Raw genomic sequence first — 16,740 nt, 5'->3', positions numbered from 1 at the left:
TATAGATGATCAGAACTATAATTTCGTTCTTTGCCCTATCTGGACTGCCACCACTCTCCTAGACTAACCTATCTATTCTGCTAATCTATAGCCTAACCAAATTTAATTAACATAAGGTTTTAGATATGAAAATTAAAAGCCTAGAGGATGAAAGTGATATAGCTGCTAAAGCAGCTAGGGTACTTCGTGAAAGCTTTATTAAGGCTGCACGCACCGAAACAGTACTTTATGTAATAAATGATGCTTTATGGAGCAAGAGTCCAAATGGCGATCCTATCTTAATTAAACAATTGTCTGGACGTAACCCTGATCTCGCCAAAAAATTTGCTAGTGGAGAAACTTATAAAATTAAAAAACGAAATATTGGCACTACTAAAAAGTAGTTCATACTCAGCAGCATCTATAAATCTTTACCGTAAAGACTTATACCACAATTTATAACTTTAGCGTTTGAGCAAACAGTGATCTTGTCTGCTTAATGTTTAGGTAGCAAGTGATAAGGTTCAATTTTAAGAATATGTGCGATTTCATAAAGCTTTAAAACTGTAATATTCACTTCTCCACGTTCAATACGTCCAAGATAACTACGATCAATACCACATTGAAGAGCAAGAGCCTCTTGAGTGATTTTAAGTTCTGTTCTTTTATTGCGAATTAAATGGCCAATCGCGATAGATAATTCTGTCATTTGAAACTAACTGTTCAAAAAATAGAAATATCTCTAATTGAGGACTATACATCCACGGACTATAATCCTCATTTATTTAATAAACGACTGAACATGAAAAGACCTGTGCACTTGCCGTTGTATAACGAATTCTTAGAACTTTTTGATAACTACAAAATTCAAAATTGGCAAGCAAAACAATTTTGGGAAAAGCTTAAAATTGATCACAACTACAGAAATCAAAAAACCAAGCGACTTATGTATTCTGGTTTAAAAGTTTTGATGCAATTTCAATATTTAGAAGTTGATCATGAAACTGTCTTTGCACATTAAAGACTTAAACTGATGAATCATAAAATCAATAACTTACATTAGGTATGATTCAGTAAATTTACATTATAGTTCTAAACTCAATGAACTTTGAGTTTAGATAACCAATCCATTTATGACATAATAGTTGTAAATTTACTTATGTTTGAGTTTACCTATTCCAAATATCCAATAAGTAAATAAAACGGTGATTGCAAGTGATATAAAAATGACTATTGGGGATGGTACTTGCATTGGACTCAACCAAAATCCAAATAAAATACATGCAACAAATGCACTGCTACAAAGAAACAACTTAAAAAATACCACAAGTATTGAATCTGATTTTTTCGTAATATTCATTCAAACTTCCTCTTTGAGTTTACAACTATATTGTTAAAGTTTAGAACATTAATGTCATTTTTGAGACTTTAATGGTCAGTCACAGCGGCGTGAACGCTGGCCGTCCTTTCTGATCCGGCGCGATCCGCGCGACATCAGCCGTATCTGGGTCCTGGAACCGGAGGGACAGCATTACCTGGAAATTCCCTACCGTACCTTGTCGCATCCGGCTGTCACCCTCTGGGAACAACGGCAGGCGCTGGCGAAACTGCGGCAGCAAGGGCGCGAACAGGTGGATGAGTCGGCGCTGTTCCGCATGATCGGCCAGATGCGTGAGATTGTGACCAGCGCGCAGAAGGCCACACGCAAGGCGCGGCGTGACGCGGATCGCCGCCAGCACCTCAAGACATCAGCTCGGCCGGACAAGCCCGTTCCGCCGGATACGGATATTGCCGACCCGCAGGCAGACAACTTGCCACCCGCCAAACCGTTCGACCAGATTGAGGAGTGGTAGCCGTGGACGAATATCCCATCATCGACCTGTCCCACCTGCTGCCGGCGGCCCAGGGCTTGGCCCGTCTTCCGGCGGACGAGCGCATCCAGCGCCTTCGCGCCGACCGCTGGATCGGCTATCCGCGCGCAGTCGAGGCGCTGAACCGGCTGGAAGCCCTTTATGCGTGGCCAAACAAGCAACGCATGCCCAACCTGCTGCTGGTTGGCCCGACCAACAATGGCAAGTCGATGATCGTCGAGAAGTTCCGCCGCACCCACCCGGCCAGCTCCGACGCCGACCAGGAGCACATCCCGGTGTTGGTCGTGCAGATGCCGTCCGAGCCGTCCGTGATCCGCTTCTACGTCGCGCTGCTCGCCGCGATGGGCGCGCCGCTGCGCCCACGCCCACGGTTGCCGGAAATGGAGCAACTGGCTCTGGCACTGCTGCGCAAGGTCGGCGTGCGCATGCTGGTGATCGACGAGCTGCACAACGTGCTGGCCGGCAACAGCGTCAACCGCCGGGAATTCCTCAACCTGCTGCGCTTCCTCGGCAACGAACTGCGCATCCCGTTGGTTGGGGTAGGCACGCGCGACGCCTACCTAGCCATCCGCTCCGATGACCAGTTGGAAAATCGCTTCGAGCCGATGATGCTGCCGGTATGGGAGGCCAACGACGATTGCTGCTCACTGCTGGCCAGCTTCGCCGCTTCGCTCCCGCTGCGCCGGCCTTCCCCAATTGCCACGCTGGACATGGCTCGCTACCTGCTCACACGCAGCGAGGGCACCATAGGGGAACTGGCGCACTTGCTGATGGCGGCGGCCATCGTCGCCGTGGAGAGCGGCGAGGAAGCGATCAACCATCGCACACTCAGCATGGCCTGTCGACAACCTCTCGCGCAACCAAGACATCGCGGTCGGACTGCAAGTGATCTTGAAGCCACGGACCCGTCCCACCCCGACATGGACCTCGATGCCCGAACGGACGTTAGATTTCGAGTTCTAGGCGTTCTGCGATGAAGGTTGGATCCCAGCCGGGATTGAAAGTGTCGACGTGGGTGAATCCGAGCCGCTCGTATAGGCCACGCAGGTTCGGGTGGCAGTCGAGCCGCAGCTTGGCGCACCCCTGCGTTCGCGCGGCATGGCGGCAAGCCTCGATCAGCGCGGAGCTGACACCCCGGCCCGCATGTGTCCGTCGCACCGCGAGCTTGTGCAGATATGCGGCCTCCCCCTTGAGGGCGTCGGGCCAGAACTCGGGATCCTCGGCCGACAAGGTGCAACAGCCGACGATGCCGTCGCTGCAACTCGCGACTAGGAGCTCGGATCTCAGGACGAAGGTCTCCGCGAATGTCCGGTCGATCCGCGCGACGTCCCAGGCGGGCGTTCCCTTGGCGGACATCCACGCCGCAGCGTCGTGCATCAGCCGCACAACCTCGTCGATATCACCCGAGCAGGCGACCCGAACGTTCGGAGGCTCCTCGCTGTCCATTCGCTCCCCTGGCGCGGTATGAACCGCCGCCTCATAGTGCAGTTTGATCCTGACGAGCCCAGCATGTCTGCGCCCACCTTCGCGGAACCTGACCAGGGTCCGCTAGCGGGCGGCCGGAAGGTGAATGCTAGGCATGATCTAACCCTCGGTCTCTGGCGTCGCGACTGCGAAATTTCGCGAGGGTTTCCGAGAAGGTGATTGCGCTTCGCAGATCTCCAGGCGCGTGGGTGCGGACGTAGTCAGCGCCATTGCCGATCGCGTGAAGTTCCGCCGCAAGGCTCGCTGGACCCAGATCCTTTACAGGAAGGCCAACGGTGGCGCCCAAGAAGGATTTCCGCGACACCGAGACCAATAGCGGAAGCCCCAACGCCGACTTCAGCTTTTGAAGGTTCGACAGCACGTGCAGCGATGTTTCCGGTGCGGGGCTCAAGAAAAATCCCATCCCCGGATCGAGGATGAGCCGGTCGGCAGCGACCCCGCTCCGTCGCAAGGCGGAAACCCGCGCCTCGAAGAACCGCACAATCTCGTCGAGCGCGTCTTCGGGTCGAAGGTGACCGGTGCGGGTGGCGATGCCATCCCGCTGCGCTGAGTGCATAACCACCAGCCTGCAGTCCGCCTCAGCAATATCGGGATAGAGCGCAGGGTCAGGAAATCCTTGGATATCGTTCAGGTAGCCCACGCCGCGCTTGAGCGCATAGCGCTGGGTTTCCGGTTGGAAGCTGTCGATTGAAACACGGTGCATCTGATCGGACAGGGCGTCTAAGAGCGGCGCAATACGTCTGATCTCATCGGCCGGCGATACAGGCCTCGCGTCCGGATGGCTGGCGGCCGGTCCGACATCCACGACGTCTGATCCGACTCGCAGCATTTCGATCGCCGCGGTGACAGCGCCGGCGGGGTCTAGCCGCCGGCTCTCATCGAAGAAGGAGTCCTCGGTGAGATTCAGAATGCCGAACACCGTCACCATGGCGTCGGCCTCCGCAGCGACTTCCACGATGGGGATCGGGCGAGCAAAAAGGCAGCAATTATGAGCCCCATACCTACAAAGCCCCACGCATCAAGCTTTTGCCCATGAAGCAACCAGGCAATGGCTGTAATTATGACGACGCCGAGTCCCGACCAGACTGCATAAGCAACACCGACAGGGATGGATTTCAGAACCAGAGAAAGAAAATAAAATGCGATGCCATAACCGATTATGACAACGGCGGAAGGGGCAAGCTTAGTAAAGCCCTCGCTAGATTTTAATGCGGATGTTGCGATTACTTCGCCAACTATTGCGATAACAAGAAAAAGCCAGCCTTTCATGATATATCTCCCAATTTGTGTAGGGCTTATTATGCACGCTTAAAAATAATAAAAGCAGACTTGACCTGATAGTTTGGCTGTGAGCAATTATGTGCTTAGTGCATCTAACGCCGGAGTTAAGCCGCCGCGCGTAGCGCGGTCGGCTTGAAGGCTGTAATGGACTCTCCCCGCACCGCGTTTCTTCTATAAGACACGAGGTGTCTGTTTGCCGGGAGAGTGAAGATGAAACGCATTGCAATTGATTTGGCCAAGTCCGTTTACCAGGTTGCCGAAAGTATCCATGTCGGTCGGGTGGATCGTCGCAGGCGGCTCGATCCGGAGGCGTTCTGGCGTTATGTACAGGAGCAGCCGGCGCCTGTCGAGTGGTTGATGGAAGCCTGTGGCACGGCCCACCACTGGGGGCGCCTGATGCAGGCGGCGGGGCATCGCGTGGTGCTGCTGCATCCGCGCTACGTGCGTGCCTACCGGCGGCGCAACAAGACCGACCGCAACGACTGCGATGCGATCCTGGAGGCGGCTCGTTGCGAGGGTATCCGTCCGGTGCCGGTCAAAAGCGTGCAGCAGCAACAGGTGCAGCAGCTGCACAAAATGCGCGAGGCCTGGAAGAAGACCCGGGTCCAGCGCATCAACCTGTTGCGCGGCATCCTGCGCGAGATGGGCGTGGCTGCACCCAATGGCACCCAGGCGTTCCTGCGTCAGGCCTGCGAGCTGATCGAGCGTCCGGAAGTCTGCGCCTTACGCGGCGCGCTGCAGGTACTGTTGGCCGAGATCAGTCTCTACGAACAATCGATGCGCGAGTGCGAGGAGCAGCTGGCGCGCTGGCATGCCGAGGATGAAATCGTGCACAGGCTCGACGAGGTCAGCGGCATTGGGCTGCTCACCGCCAGCGCCCTGAAAACGGCTGTCGGCACGCCCGAACGCTTCGTCAGCGGCCGGCATCTGAGCGCCTGGCTGGGCATGACACCCAACGAATACAGCAGCGGCGAGCGCCGCAGGCTCGGCCGCATCAGCTGCAAGGGCAATGTTTACGTGCGAACGTTGCTGATCCACGGCGCCCGCGCGGCGTTGCTGGCCGCCAAGCGCTGCCAGGCACGCACGCCGCAGCGCCTGACCCAGCTACAACGCTGGGCCCTGCAGACGGCTGAACGCATTGGCCACAACAAGGCTGCCGTGGCCCTGGCGAACAAACTGGTGAGGATCTGCTGGGCGGTGTGGTGCCACGAACGTCGCTTCAGTGGCGACTGGCAGAGTGCAAGGCCCGCCTGACGGCGGGGTAATCAGGAAGACGCGTTATTTCTTGCGGTTGTGGTGAGAAGCGAGACTGTCGGAACAGGCGAGTCCTGCAGTGGAACAAGGCCGATAACAATCATGATCTTCAGGATCGATTGAACGCTTGGCCCCCGCTGCGCGAACTACAGAATGGCCAGGGCACTGCCCACGACAAGGCCGGATATACGAATGCAACCGCGCTGACGACAGGATCGAAAAAGCTTTCCTCACTGCTTGTGGGGAGAGTCCATATACGAATTGTTAGACATCATTTACCAACTGACTTGATGATCTCGCCTTTCACAAAGCGAATAAATTCTTCCAAGTGATCTGCGCGTGAGGCCAAGTGATCTTCTTTTTGTCCCAGATAAGCTTGCTTAGCTTCAAGTAAGACGGGCTGATACTGGGCAGGTAGGCGTTTTATTGCCCAGTCGGCAGCGACATCCTTCGGCGCGATTTTGCCGGTTATTGCGCTGTACCAAATGCGGGACAACGTAAGCACTACATTTCGCTCATCGCCGGCCCAGTCGGGCTGCGAGTTCCATAGCTTCAAGGTTTCCCTCAGCGCCTCGAATAGATCCTGTTCAGGAACCGGGTCAAAGAATTCCTCCGCTGCCGGACCTACCAAGGCAACGCTATGTTCTCTTGCTTTTGTAAGCAGGATAGCTAGATCAATGTCGATCATGGCTGGCTCGAAGATACCCGCAAGAATGTCATTGCGCTGCCATTCTCCAAATTGCAGCTCGCGCTTAGCCGGATAACGCCACGGGATGATGTCGTCATGCACGACAAGGGTGACTTCTATAGCGCGGAGCGTCTCGCTCTCGCCAGGGAAAGCCGAAGCCTCCATAAGGTCATTGAGCAATGCTCGCCGCGTCGTTTCATCAAGCTTTACGGCCACAGTAACCAACAAATCAATATCGCTGTATGGCTTCAGGCCGCCATCCACTGCGGAGCCGTACAAATGCACGGCCAGCAACGTTGATTCCAGATGGCGCTCAATGACGCTTAGCACCTCTGATAGTTGGTTCGAAATTTCGATGGTCACCGCTACCCTCATGATGTCTAACGTTTGACATGAGGGGCGGCCAAGGGCGCCAGCCCTTGGACGTCCCCCTCGATGGAAGGGTTAGGCATCACTGCGTGTTCGCTCGAATGCCTGGCGTGTTTGAACCATGTACACGGCTGGACCATCTGGGGTGGTTACGGTACCTTGCCTCTCAAACCCCGCTTTCTCGTAGCATCGGATCGCTCGCAAGTTGCTCGGCGACGGGTCCGTTTGGATCTTGGTGACCTCGGGATCATTGAACAGCAACTCAACCAGAGCTCGAACCAGCTTGGTTCCCAAGCCTTTGCCCAGTTGTGATGCATTCGCCAGTGACTGGTCTATTCCGCGTACTCCTGGATCGGTTTCTTCTTCCCACCATCCGTCCCCGCTTCCAAGAGCAACGTACGACTGGGCATACCCAATCGGCTCTCCATTCAGCATTGCAATGTATGGAGTGACGGACTCTTGCGCTAAAACGCTTGGCAAGTACTGTTCCTGTACGTCAGCAAGTGTCGGGCGTGCTTCTTCTCCGCCCCACCACTCGACAATATGAGATCGATTTAGCCACTCATAGAGCATCGCAAGGTCATGCTCAGTCATGAGGCGCAGTGTGACGGAATCGTTGCTGTTGGTCACGATGCTGTACTTTGTGATGCCTAACTTTGTTTTAGGGCGACTGCCCTGCTGCGTAACATCGTTGCTGCTCCATAACATCGTTGCTGCTCCATAACATCAAACATCGACCCACGGCGTAACGCGCTTGCTGCTTGGATGCCCGAGGCATAGACTGTACAAAAAAACAGTCATAACAAGCCATGAAAACCGCCACTGCGCCGTTACCACCGCTGCGTTCGGTCAAGGTTCTGGACCAGTTGCGTGAGCGCATACGCTACTTGCATTACAGTTTACGAACCGAACAGGCTTATGTCAACTGGGTTCGTGCCTTCATCCGTTTCCACGGTGTGCGTCACCCGGCAACCTTGGGCAGCAGCGAAGTCGAGGCATTTCTGTCCTGGCTGGCGAACGAGCGCAAGGTTTCGGTCTCCACGCATCGTCAGGCATTGGCGGCCTTGCTGTTCTTCTACGGCAAGGTGCTGTGCACGGATCTGCCCTGGCTTCAGGAGATCGGAAGACCTCGGCCGTCGCGGCGCTTGCCGGTGGTGCTGACCCCGGATGAAGTGGTTCGCATCCTCGGTTTTCTGGAAGGCGAGCATCGTTTGTTCGCCCAGCTTCTGTATGGAACGGGCATGCGGATCAGTGAGGGTTTGCAACTGCGGGTCAAGGATCTGGATTTCGATCACGGCACGATCATCGTGCGGGAGGGCAAGGGCTCCAAGGATCGGGCCTTGATGTTACCCGAGAGCTTGGCACCCAGCCTGCGCGAGCAGCTGTCGCGTGCACGGGCATGGTGGCTGAAGGACCAGGCCGAGGGCCGCAGCGGCGTTGCGCTTCCCGACGCCCTTGAGCGGAAGTATCCGCGCGCCGGGCATTCCTGGCCGTGGTTCTGGGTTTTTGCGCAGCACACGCATTCGACCGATCCACGGAGCGGTGTCGTGCGTCGCCATCACATGTATGACCAGACCTTTCAGCGCGCCTTCAAACGTGCCGTAGAACAAGCAGGCATCACGAAGCCCGCCACACCGCACACCCTCCGCCACTCGTTCGCGACGGCCTTGCTCCGCAGCGGTTACGACATTCGAACCGTGCAGGATCTGCTCGGCCATTCCGACGTCTCTACGACGATGATTTACACGCATGTGCTGAAAGTTGGCGGTGCCGGAGTGCGCTCACCGCTTGATGCGCTGCCGCCCCTCACTAGTGAGAGGTAGGGCAGCGCAAGTCAATCCTGGCGGATTCACTACCCCTGCGCGAAGGCCATCGGTGCCGCATCGAACGGCCGGTTGCGGAAAGTCCTCCCTGCGTCCGCTGATGGCCGGCAGCAGCCCGTCGTTGCCTGATGTCTTTGCACATTAAAGACTTAAACTGATGAATCATAAAATCAATAACTTACATTAGGTATGATTCAGTAAATTTACATTATAGTTCTAAACTCAATGAACTTTGAGTTTAGATAACCAATCCATTTATGACATAATAGTTGTAAATTTACTTATGTTTGAGTTTACCTATTCCAAATATCCAATAAGTAAATAAAACGGTGATTGCAAGTGATATAAAAATGACTATTGGGGATGGTACTTGCATTGGACTCAACCAAAATCCAAATAAAATACATGCAACAAATGCACTGCTACAAAGAAACAACTTAAAAAATACCACAAGTATTGAATCTGATTTTTTCGTAATATTCATTCAAACTTCCTCTTTGAGTTTACAACTATATTGTTAAAGTTTAGAACATTAATGTCATTTTTGAGACTTTAATGGTCAGTCACAGAAACATCAAAAGAAAAAGTTTTTTCCTATACAGAAACACCCCGTATGAATGAGCTCAGGAGTCGAACAAAAAAGCAAAGACTAGAAGAAACTTTTTCTAAGAAAAAAACAGAATTTTTTAATCAGATTAAAGATAAAGAAAATAATATTGAGTTTTTAGAATCTTTATTATCAGATGATAAAACTTTAGAGAAATATTTTATTAACCATAAAGAAAAATTAAAAAATGAGATTAAAAACATTAATTCAAACATTAGATTAATGGATGAAATATTGGGTCAATAAAACATATATAATTAAAATAGGCTCTAGACTAGCAGATTTACACTTAATTTTACCTAATGAGGTTCCACAGCTCAGTTGCTAACTCATTAGGTTCCCTCATCCAACGCCATTCAGTTTCTTTAAGATGATAATTAAAGTACTCTTTTGATATGCAGTTAAACTTTGCTAGCCTTCGTTTACAAAAGCTCCAAAATGATTCTATTCCATTTATATGGCATTGTCCTCTAGCAAACTCATTTGCTCCCTGATTTACCCTAAAATGCTTTGAATAACCCACATCAACAAGACCATTATAGCCACGCCATCCATCACTATAAATCACACTCTCAAGTGAAACTTTACCAATGATAACCCCTTGTAAAGTCTTCATTTTACAGTCAGGGTAATCCTCCCATAATGTTCTCTCCTATGCAAAAAGAATAGACGAAATTTGTCTAGGAGAGTGGCGGCAGTTCATTTTGTAAGTTCAATAGATTATTTATAAAAGAAAAGGTATTTTCTGAATCAAAACTTCTTCTTCCATAGCCTTGGTTAAGCAAATCCTCACCTAAGTATTCATCAAATTTTTCTATCTCTTTATCTTGTATATAAGTAGCAAGCTCTTCTTCTTTTGGAATTCCATATACAAGTAAAGATCTAAGATATGAAACCACCGATGCTTTATCTATTTGTTCTATTTCAATGATCCCATATAAAGAGGTAACTGAAAAATTGTTCATTATAAATATGACTTTTAACGTATCTGTAATTTTGTCTCCTAACCAGGTAAAGATGTAGACTTTATTACCTATCTCAATAATAGACTGATTCGCTAAATTAACGTCATTGAATACAGATATACTTTCATCGAATAAAAGCTTTGCTGTTCGATCTATAAAGTCAACTTTGTGCTCTCCAACTGTAATTCTGTAATCATTTCCTTTTAAAATATCAAACATTTCCTTTCTAACGATATCATGAACAGCTAACCCGTCCCCACCAAAGGATGGAGGACGCCCACCTTTAGCTGCTATTACACGAATTACTTTTTTTTCAGGCTCAACGTCTAGCACTTTCCATCTTTTACCTGCAAATATGATATATTGATCCTTTAAGATAACTGTTGTGACAGGCAATGTACCTAATGTTTTTAGGCCTGAAATGATCCTGTATTCTTCTGGGGTTTTGAAAACAGCGTAAAAACTATAATGATTAACAATTTGCTCACCACGTATTCCTAATGTAAGTTCACCGCTTCGTAGCTGTGTAATAAGCTCATTTTTTCCCATTGATGTTAGTAATAATTTGAATTGGTCAATTGATACTTTATGAAATGGGCCTGATTTACATAGTAACGTATATATCTGATCAGCCCTGACCCCGCCCCATTGGGCTATCAGCGCGAGTATTTGATGCAGTAATGTTGAAAAGTGGAATTGAGAAGTGTCTGCTGGTTCAAACCATTTACTACTAATTAATAGTCTTATCATAGCCAAAGACTGAATCAGTTCTAAACGTAACATATCAACAATGTGGCTATCTTTAGTAAGTTCTTCTTCCTCAATAAGCATTCTGAGGACAGCCGGTTCATTTCTACGTCCTGACCGCCCCATCCGTTGCCGGAGACTTGCTACAGAATGTGGAGAAGTTACTTGAATTACAGAATTTACTTTACCTATATCAATTCCCAATTCTAGAGTCATAGTACAGACTGCTGTTGTAGGTAGACTTTCCTTCTGTAATCTGTGCTCTAAGTCTTCACGCAACTCCTTAGCTAAAGAACCATGATGGGGGAAAAATTCATTTGGAACCCTATTTTGGCGACATAATTCACTTAACGAAGCCGCTATACTTTCAGTTCTTTGGCGACTATTTGCGAAGACTAAATGTGATCCGCCACGACAAAATTTATAAATATCCTGACAGATCTGAGTTCCTGCATTTTTTAAGTTCTCTGAATTATTCTGAGAAGGATTAATATAGCCTTTTACCTGTACTTGCATAGTTGCAGAGCTTTTCGTTATTGTAATTATTTCACAGTGTAATTTTTGATTAGCTCGTAATGCTAAAGGTACTGTCTCCAATTCACCTAGCGTAGCACTTAATGCCACTCGAGGAATTGGTGACTCATATTTTCCCAATAGATGATCGATCCGATTCAGTAAAGACAAAAGGTGCAGACCACGCTCCGTGCCAATAAATGCATGAAATTCATCGATAGCAATATATTTAATATTGATGAACGCACTTTTAAGCCAACCAGCCTCTCTGATAAGCAAAGACTCTAGTGATTCTGGTGTTATTAGTAAGATACCTGAAGGATTTTTTTTTACGCTGTTTTTTCTACCTTGTGAACTGTCACCATGCCAAGGTGTAATAGATAACTTAAGTTCTTCTCCTAAGCTTTCCAATCGTCGAAATTGATCATTAATTAAAGCTTTCAACGGACTAATGTAAAGGATACCAAAGCCATTTTGAATATCTGCTATTTTACTGCAAGCAGGTAAAAAGAACGCCTCGGTTTTACCTGCTGCTGTTGATGCACTGATTAAAACATCCCGATCACCAGATAAAATAGGATCAAGAGCTTTTTTCTGAATTTCTCTTAAATCTGGCCATCCTTGTTTATAAACCCACTTTTGTACAGAAGGATGTAGTTTTTGAAATTCATCTTTCATATTCTAAATTCAGCTAATTCTTGGGTTTCTGAAGGTTCATCCTCATAAATTTCATCCATATCTGTTATACGTTCTTCTTCAATGGACAATTCATTGATGAAATCATTCCATTTAATCCCTGAATTCTGTTCAATCACAGCTAATAGATCGAGGAATGCTTTAATTGTATTTCTAGGGGTCCTAAAATAAGCATCTCCTATAGTTTCATTACAGTGCTTCAGAAATGCATAAAGCCCCTCATCTGGAACTAAATATTTATCAGGATCGCCACATGCAACAACATTTCTCAAATTCTTAAGTAAAATAAAAAACTCTTCAGGGGTTAAGTTAGCTAGATGTAAAGCTGTAGAAGAATAATCCACTACTCCTGCTCTTTGGGCAAAACTATTTTCTGCTAATCGTGATTGCAATGCCTCATAACTATACAACCCTTTACGTGGATCTAATAGAAACTCTGGCGTACCCCCCAATAAGAAACCTAAGTATTCGGCAGTACCTTGTAGGCAGTCGTTTAATATTCTTAAAATCTGCTCATAGTTGGACATACGTGCTTGTGTACTGTGTAATTTATACAGGTTGACCATCTCATCTAAATTTACAAGTAAACCTGCATAACCGGCTTGACGTACAAAGAGACTCAGTAGTTTTAAAGAATCATAGAATGAACTGTCTGAAATAATAGTGCTTACGCCTAAGTCTTTCTTCGCTTCAGTTTTAGTTGTATATTCAGCTCTCAACCATCTTAGAACATTGGATTTTAATAATTCATTGTCTTGCTCATGTGCTATCCAATAAGCTTCAATAACTTTAGCAAAGTCATAGCCTCCAACTAAGTCAGCTAATGAAGACAACTTATTCTGAATAACAGTCGATACAGCTATATTTGTGTTATCTGCTTCTTTAATTGCTTCAGTAATAAAGCGTTCAACTACACTCGTAAGTGCATTTCCATCTGGTTTATTACGTGTAGCCATATTACGAATTAATTCAGAATATAAATTACGAGCTTGCCCTCCTGAAGCATGAATTCGTCGATCTGGTGAAAGATCAGCATGTACAGTGACCAATTTTTTCTCTAGGGCAATTGAGCGGACCACACTTAGAAAAAATGTTTTCCCTGATCCGTATTCCCCAATAATTAATCTAAATGTTGATCCACCTTCGATGACCCGATCAATATCTTTGTTTAATGCTGAGATCTCTTTAGAACGTCCTACTTGGATATGTTGCAGTCCGATTTTAGGCGTAACCCCTGACTTGAGCGATTGTATAATTGCTTCTTTCTCTTTTAATCTTATAGGTTTTATTGACATGTTATTCCTCTCTTAATTCTGCAACGATTTCTTTATCGACATAAATGTCACCATCATCTTCAAGTACAGGAGCATCCGCTATTTCATACGCCCAATCATTGATAGTCTCAAGAGCACCATCAATCATCAAGTTAAGCTTTTGGCAAATGGTCTCGATGTCTTCACGTAACCATTTCTCTTTATCAATCAAAGTTTCAAATAGTACTCTATGCTGTTTATCCAAACCTATAGTTAAGCTAGAACCTAATGTCACAGGTTCAATTTTTTCTTCAGGTATATTTTCTTCCACAAAAATTGATCCTAAAAGCGTATGTACTTCTTTAGTTTCAGCTTCATGCTGAGCAAGAATTGAATCATCTAAAATAAACGATGTGATATTGCCTCCAGTTGGCTGTTTTTGAGTGGAAATTATCTTTTGAGTTGTATATTGATGTAAGTCGGAAGGAATTAAGCTCTTATCAATACCCAACATCGTATATAACTTCTCAAGCTGTTTAATCTCTGTCGCTTCAATTTTCCCATCTGCTAAAGCTATTTGAACAAGTATCTTTCTAAATGAAATTTTGTTTGTTTCATCCATAGATTCTATTTGTTGCTTTAAGCCTGCGGTATTCACTGAAGAATTCATACTCCAGATGAAATATGCGTTTAGTGACGATCTTTCACTTAATGAAATTGAAGAGTCTTCATCAATAGTTTTATTGATTAGAACTTTCTCTTTTTCATGAAAAGTACTGTCACACTTCGCTATCATGACAGCCAATCTAATAAATAGTAAAAGTTTTTTGAAAGACTCAGATAATTTTTCATCTCCATTTAAACCATCATGAGTTAATACTATATAACCATCGATGCTAGGTTTAACCTTATAAATTTGAGCATTAGGAACGTAAAAATAGTTTCCAAAACTTAAAAAATTATCTAAGAGATCGAGTTCCTTTTTATTTAGCTTTTCTGGTGTTGGTTTTCCCGTGAAACTCCATAATTCAGAAAACAGCACTAGCCCATTATCATTAATTATCTTGCCTTCAGCCCATGATTTAAATTCAAGTAACAAATTACTTGTATTGTGTTTTCTTAAAGCTTCGGGTAACAAAAGAACGGCTTCTATATCTTCTTTATTCGTCCCTTTCCGCCCCAGGTATCTACTATATTGCTCTAGAGCCTCTGTACATTGGTCAGCAATATTTGCCAACTTTTTAATAGGTGCTTTCAATATACTAGGATCAGGTAAATCAATAGTATCTAATTGGAAGCCACGCAATGTTCCACTTGCTGGATAATAATCCAATCGAAGTTTAGTCTTATTAGGTTTTACTACTAAACCTCCATTTGTTTCCTTAAGGTAGAGCTGCTTAAAGAGATTTGAGAATTCCTCGGCACATCTTCTAGCGGGAGTTCTTAAATTATATTCATCTGTATTCTTTATCCAGAGCAAAGCTAGCTCATCAGTAATAGGTTTGCCATCTTGTACTTGTTTAGCTAAATGATATTTAAAAAGAATAGAATCATATCTGGTAGGAAATTCGGAATAATCAATTTGTATGATTTCAGGTCTTAAATAAGCCATGATCTCAATAAGCTTGCTAGAATAGTTATGAAAAGCATAGTGATCAGTAAATATTTGACGTAATCTTTTTAACTCATTGAAAATAGAAATGTATTCACTATTATCAACTTTTCCTTGGGTACCATCGATTAAAACTCTTCGCTCTAGACCATAAAAATAAATAAAAACATAGCCAATAGGAGTTTCAGGATCAGATCTCTCTCCAAATAGCCAATCTAAATAGGCACCTCTTGCCTGAGGAGATAATGAAATATAGGTAGGCCAATATCCTAATGAACCATCAGTATAAGATTTATCCCTTCTTTCTGTTAGCAGACATTCATCAACTAATGAAGCTTCTGTTTCATAGCTATTGTAATAAGCATTAGTTTTATAGGCTTCAAGCTGTCCACCAAAATAAAAGAAACCCTTATCAGATTCATAACCTTTTAATTTTATTTGCTCCCCTCGCTTTATCCATTGACCAAGAGATTTATTAGATGATTTAGGTTCAGACTGCCCCACTGATATTGTGAATGTGACTAGGTTATTTTCTGATTCATGATTAAGACTTTGCATATTTTTTTTAGGCAGGTTTTGGGTAGTAACAAAATTACTAGCTTTAGTATTAGAGTTCACTATTTCAGGGTACTTTGAGCGTTGAGATACCAATGAAGATGGTGAGCTTGTAATAGACTTTTCTTTGGAAGCAATTTCCTTATTTGTGTTTATTTTTGCCCCATTAGAAATTGAACTAGCCAATCTTGTTGGGGTTGGAATTCGTTTTGCATTTTTCTTCTTTGAATATTGGACTACATAAAATATACCTACTCCAATAATTATTAGAAATATTAACCCCACATCCCCACCTAAAAATATATAAAATTTTTTAATTATTAATCTTATAGGTCAAATAAGCAACACATAAAACTTATGACATATAGGATGAATTGTTAGCGACACAAATTGTCGTACTATTGATTGAAAATCTAGATAATCAATTTTGATTAATTAACAATCAATACTCTTTATAATAAATAGGAGATATTAATGAAAGAAGACCTAGTTGATTGGCTGAATTTTCATGCTGATGTCCTTGGTAAACATAAGTTTCCATGCTTTGTATGGGGAGTAGGTACTGTATTGATGTTATTTTCTCAATATTTGTATCCATACATCCTTCAAAAGTTTTATAACTTGCAAATATTTAGCCAATATCTTTTTAGAGATACTATTGAAAAAAATCTTAATTATTTAGTTCATGGGCTTTGGATTATTCCACTGATCATTTTTATGTTTTTCTTTATGATTGGTATTAAAATTCATCAAGATAATATTAGAAGAATCTACAAATACTAGTTTGATAGAGATTATGTCTTAAACGCGCTAAATGACATTTATAAGCCATTCCCTGAGCGGAATTTCTGCTCAGGGGTAATTATTTAATTAGGCTCTAGACTAGCAGAATGATTATGTTAGTCTAGAATCATCATAGAAAACAATAAATTAAGTCACTACAAGATTAAAAAATTATTCAATGCTTTTGTGTTGATATTCCTGCTTCCAAAACAGCCTTATTACTCAATTTAAATCGTAATACGATTAACTATTGGTACAT

General features: G+C 45.1%; 14 protein-coding genes and 5 pseudogenes. 9 read left to right on the top strand and 10 right to left on the bottom strand.

What is annotated here, in order from left to right:
• Positions 1-125: 125 nt before the first annotated feature.
• Complete coding sequence (locus tag FTV12_RS13565; protein ID WP_075696485.1) at positions 126-383, top strand: hypothetical protein; 258 nt, start codon at positions 126-128, stop codon at positions 381-383.
• Between the two features lie 92 nt (positions 384-475).
• Here FTV12_RS13565 and FTV12_RS13560 read toward each other — a convergent pair whose 3' ends face one another.
• Positions 476-688: a helix-turn-helix domain-containing protein gene (locus tag FTV12_RS13560; protein WP_075696486.1), complete on the bottom strand. Its 213-nt coding sequence runs from the start codon at positions 686-688 to the stop codon at positions 476-478.
• Between the two features lie 93 nt (positions 689-781).
• Here FTV12_RS13560 and FTV12_RS13555 point away from each other — a divergent pair, with 93 nt between their 5' ends.
• The 3 genes and pseudogenes from FTV12_RS13555 (at position 782) to FTV12_RS13545 (ending at position 2,827) form a co-directional block, all read left to right on the top strand.
• Positions 782-1,000, top strand: coding sequence for a hypothetical protein (locus tag FTV12_RS13555; protein WP_180034215.1), 219 nt, complete (start codon positions 782-784; stop codon positions 998-1,000).
• Positions 1,001-1,424: 424 nt separating this feature from the next.
• A pseudogene (locus FTV12_RS13550) lies at positions 1,425-1,832 on the top strand (Mu transposase C-terminal domain-containing protein); the annotation flags it as partial.
• 2 nt (positions 1,833-1,834) lie between these two features.
• The gene (locus FTV12_RS13545; protein ID WP_180034214.1) at positions 1,835-2,827 is read left to right on the top strand and encodes a TniB family NTP-binding protein; all 993 of its coding nucleotides are present in this window, start codon (positions 1,835-1,837) and stop codon (positions 2,825-2,827) included.
• On the opposite strand, the gene FTV12_RS13540 is transcribed toward FTV12_RS13545, so the two are convergent.
• The 3 genes from FTV12_RS13540 to FTV12_RS13530 all read right to left on the bottom strand — a co-directional run bounded on the left by FTV12_RS13540 (position 2,796) and on the right by FTV12_RS13530 (position 4,604).
• Positions 2,796-3,296 (bottom strand): GNAT family N-acetyltransferase, encoded by a 501-nt coding sequence (locus tag FTV12_RS13540; RefSeq protein ID WP_000376623.1) that lies wholly within the window; start codon positions 3,294-3,296, stop codon positions 2,796-2,798. The two genes, FTV12_RS13545 and FTV12_RS13540, sit on opposite strands and share 32 nt — an antisense overlap.
• Before the next feature lie 127 nt (positions 3,297-3,423).
• Positions 3,424-4,263: a sulfonamide-resistant dihydropteroate synthase Sul1 gene (gene sul1, locus FTV12_RS13535; protein WP_000259031.1), complete on the bottom strand. Its 840-nt coding sequence runs from the start codon at positions 4,261-4,263 to the stop codon at positions 3,424-3,426.
• A complete protein-coding gene (locus FTV12_RS13530) occupies positions 4,257-4,604 on the bottom strand; it encodes a quaternary ammonium compound efflux SMR transporter QacE delta 1 (RefSeq protein WP_000679427.1) in 348 nt (115 codons plus the stop codon). Before FTV12_RS13530 ends, sul1 begins: the two co-directional genes overlap by 7 nt.
• Before the next feature lie 222 nt (positions 4,605-4,826).
• Between FTV12_RS13530 and FTV12_RS13525 the strand changes: the two genes are divergently transcribed.
• A complete protein-coding gene (locus FTV12_RS13525) occupies positions 4,827-5,870 on the top strand; it encodes an IS110 family transposase (RefSeq protein WP_136143887.1) in 1,044 nt (347 codons plus the stop codon).
• Positions 5,871-6,100: 230 nt separating this feature from the next.
• Here the strand turns inward: FTV12_RS13525 and FTV12_RS13520 are convergent.
• A pseudogene (locus FTV12_RS13520) lies at positions 6,101-6,933 on the bottom strand (AadA family aminoglycoside 3''-O-nucleotidyltransferase).
• Between the two features lie 69 nt (positions 6,934-7,002).
• Positions 7,003-7,557 (bottom strand): aminoglycoside N-acetyltransferase AAC(6')-Ib4, encoded by a 555-nt coding sequence (locus FTV12_RS13515; protein ID WP_003159191.1) that lies wholly within the window; start codon positions 7,555-7,557, stop codon positions 7,003-7,005.
• 179 nt (positions 7,558-7,736) lie between these two features.
• Between FTV12_RS13515 and intI1 the strand changes: the two genes are divergently transcribed.
• The gene (gene intI1, locus FTV12_RS13510; RefSeq protein ID WP_000845054.1) at positions 7,737-8,750 is read left to right on the top strand and encodes a class 1 integron integrase IntI1; all 1,014 of its coding nucleotides are present in this window, start codon (positions 7,737-7,739) and stop codon (positions 8,748-8,750) included.
• Between the two features lie 568 nt (positions 8,751-9,318).
• Positions 9,319-9,603: pseudogene (locus FTV12_RS13505) on the top strand (hypothetical protein); the annotation flags it as partial.
• A 49-nt stretch (positions 9,604-9,652) separates the two neighbouring features.
• Here FTV12_RS13505 and FTV12_RS13500 read toward each other — a convergent pair.
• The 4 genes and pseudogenes from FTV12_RS13500 to FTV12_RS13485 form a co-directional block, all read right to left on the bottom strand.
• Positions 9,653-9,994 (bottom strand): annotated as a pseudogene (locus FTV12_RS13500) (IS1595 family transposase); the annotation flags it as partial.
• A gap of 43 nt (positions 9,995-10,037) precedes the next feature.
• A complete protein-coding gene (locus FTV12_RS13495; protein ID WP_075696489.1) occupies positions 10,038-12,260 on the bottom strand; it encodes a DEAD/DEAH box helicase in 2,223 nt (740 codons plus the stop codon).
• A complete protein-coding gene (locus FTV12_RS13490; RefSeq protein WP_075696490.1) occupies positions 12,257-13,573 on the bottom strand; it encodes an ATP-binding protein in 1,317 nt (438 codons plus the stop codon). The genes FTV12_RS13495 and FTV12_RS13490 overlap by 4 nt, the downstream gene beginning before the upstream one ends.
• 1 nt (position 13,574) lies before the next feature.
• Entirely contained in the window at positions 13,575-15,983 is a 2,409-nt protein-coding gene (locus FTV12_RS13485; protein WP_136700472.1) for a TerB N-terminal domain-containing protein, read from the bottom strand.
• Between the two features lie 189 nt (positions 15,984-16,172).
• Between FTV12_RS13485 and FTV12_RS13480 the strand changes: the two genes are divergently transcribed.
• Together FTV12_RS13480 and FTV12_RS13475 are read left to right on the top strand one after the other, a co-directional pair.
• Positions 16,173-16,481 (top strand): hypothetical protein, encoded by a 309-nt coding sequence (locus FTV12_RS13480; protein WP_075696493.1) that lies wholly within the window; start codon positions 16,173-16,175, stop codon positions 16,479-16,481.
• A gap of 129 nt (positions 16,482-16,610) precedes the next feature.
• A pseudogene (locus FTV12_RS13475) lies at positions 16,611-16,740 on the top strand (IS1595 family transposase); the annotation flags it as partial.

It is taken from the genome of Acinetobacter sp. YH12233, from assembly GCF_013417725.1.
Classification (GTDB): domain Bacteria; phylum Pseudomonadota; class Gammaproteobacteria; order Pseudomonadales; family Moraxellaceae; genus Acinetobacter.
The sequence above is the reverse complement of the archived record's forward strand: the minus strand, read 5'-3'. Positions and strand labels throughout refer to the sequence as shown.

Excerpts from the sequence above, each read along its gene's own strand:
- FTV12_RS13560 (WP_075696486.1), bottom strand. The coding sequence starts at position 688 with ATGACAGAATTATCTATCGCGATTGGCCATTTAATTCGCAATAAAAGA.
- FTV12_RS13540 (WP_000376623.1), bottom strand. The coding sequence starts at position 3,296 with ATGGACAGCGAGGAGCCTCCGAACGTTCGGGTCGCCTGCTCGGGTGAT.
- FTV12_RS13565 (WP_075696485.1), top strand. The coding sequence starts at position 126 with ATGAAAATTAAAAGCCTAGAGGATGAAAGTGATATAGCTGCTAAAGCA.
- FTV12_RS13525 (WP_136143887.1), top strand. The coding sequence starts at position 4,827 with ATGAAACGCATTGCAATTGATTTGGCCAAGTCCGTTTACCAGGTTGCC.
- sul1 (WP_000259031.1), bottom strand. The coding sequence starts at position 4,263 with ATGGTGACGGTGTTCGGCATTCTGAATCTCACCGAGGACTCCTTCTTC.
- intI1 (WP_000845054.1), top strand. The coding sequence starts at position 7,737 with ATGAAAACCGCCACTGCGCCGTTACCACCGCTGCGTTCGGTCAAGGTT.
- FTV12_RS13495 (WP_075696489.1), bottom strand. The coding sequence starts at position 12,260 with ATGAAAGATGAATTTCAAAAACTACATCCTTCTGTACAAAAGTGGGTT.
- FTV12_RS13530 (WP_000679427.1), bottom strand. The coding sequence starts at position 4,604 with ATGAAAGGCTGGCTTTTTCTTGTTATCGCAATAGTTGGCGAAGTAATC.
- FTV12_RS13480 (WP_075696493.1), top strand. The coding sequence starts at position 16,173 with ATGAAAGAAGACCTAGTTGATTGGCTGAATTTTCATGCTGATGTCCTT.
- FTV12_RS13490 (WP_075696490.1), bottom strand. The coding sequence starts at position 13,573 with ATGTCAATAAAACCTATAAGATTAAAAGAGAAAGAAGCAATTATACAA.
- FTV12_RS13555 (WP_180034215.1), top strand. The coding sequence starts at position 782 with ATGAAAAGACCTGTGCACTTGCCGTTGTATAACGAATTCTTAGAACTT.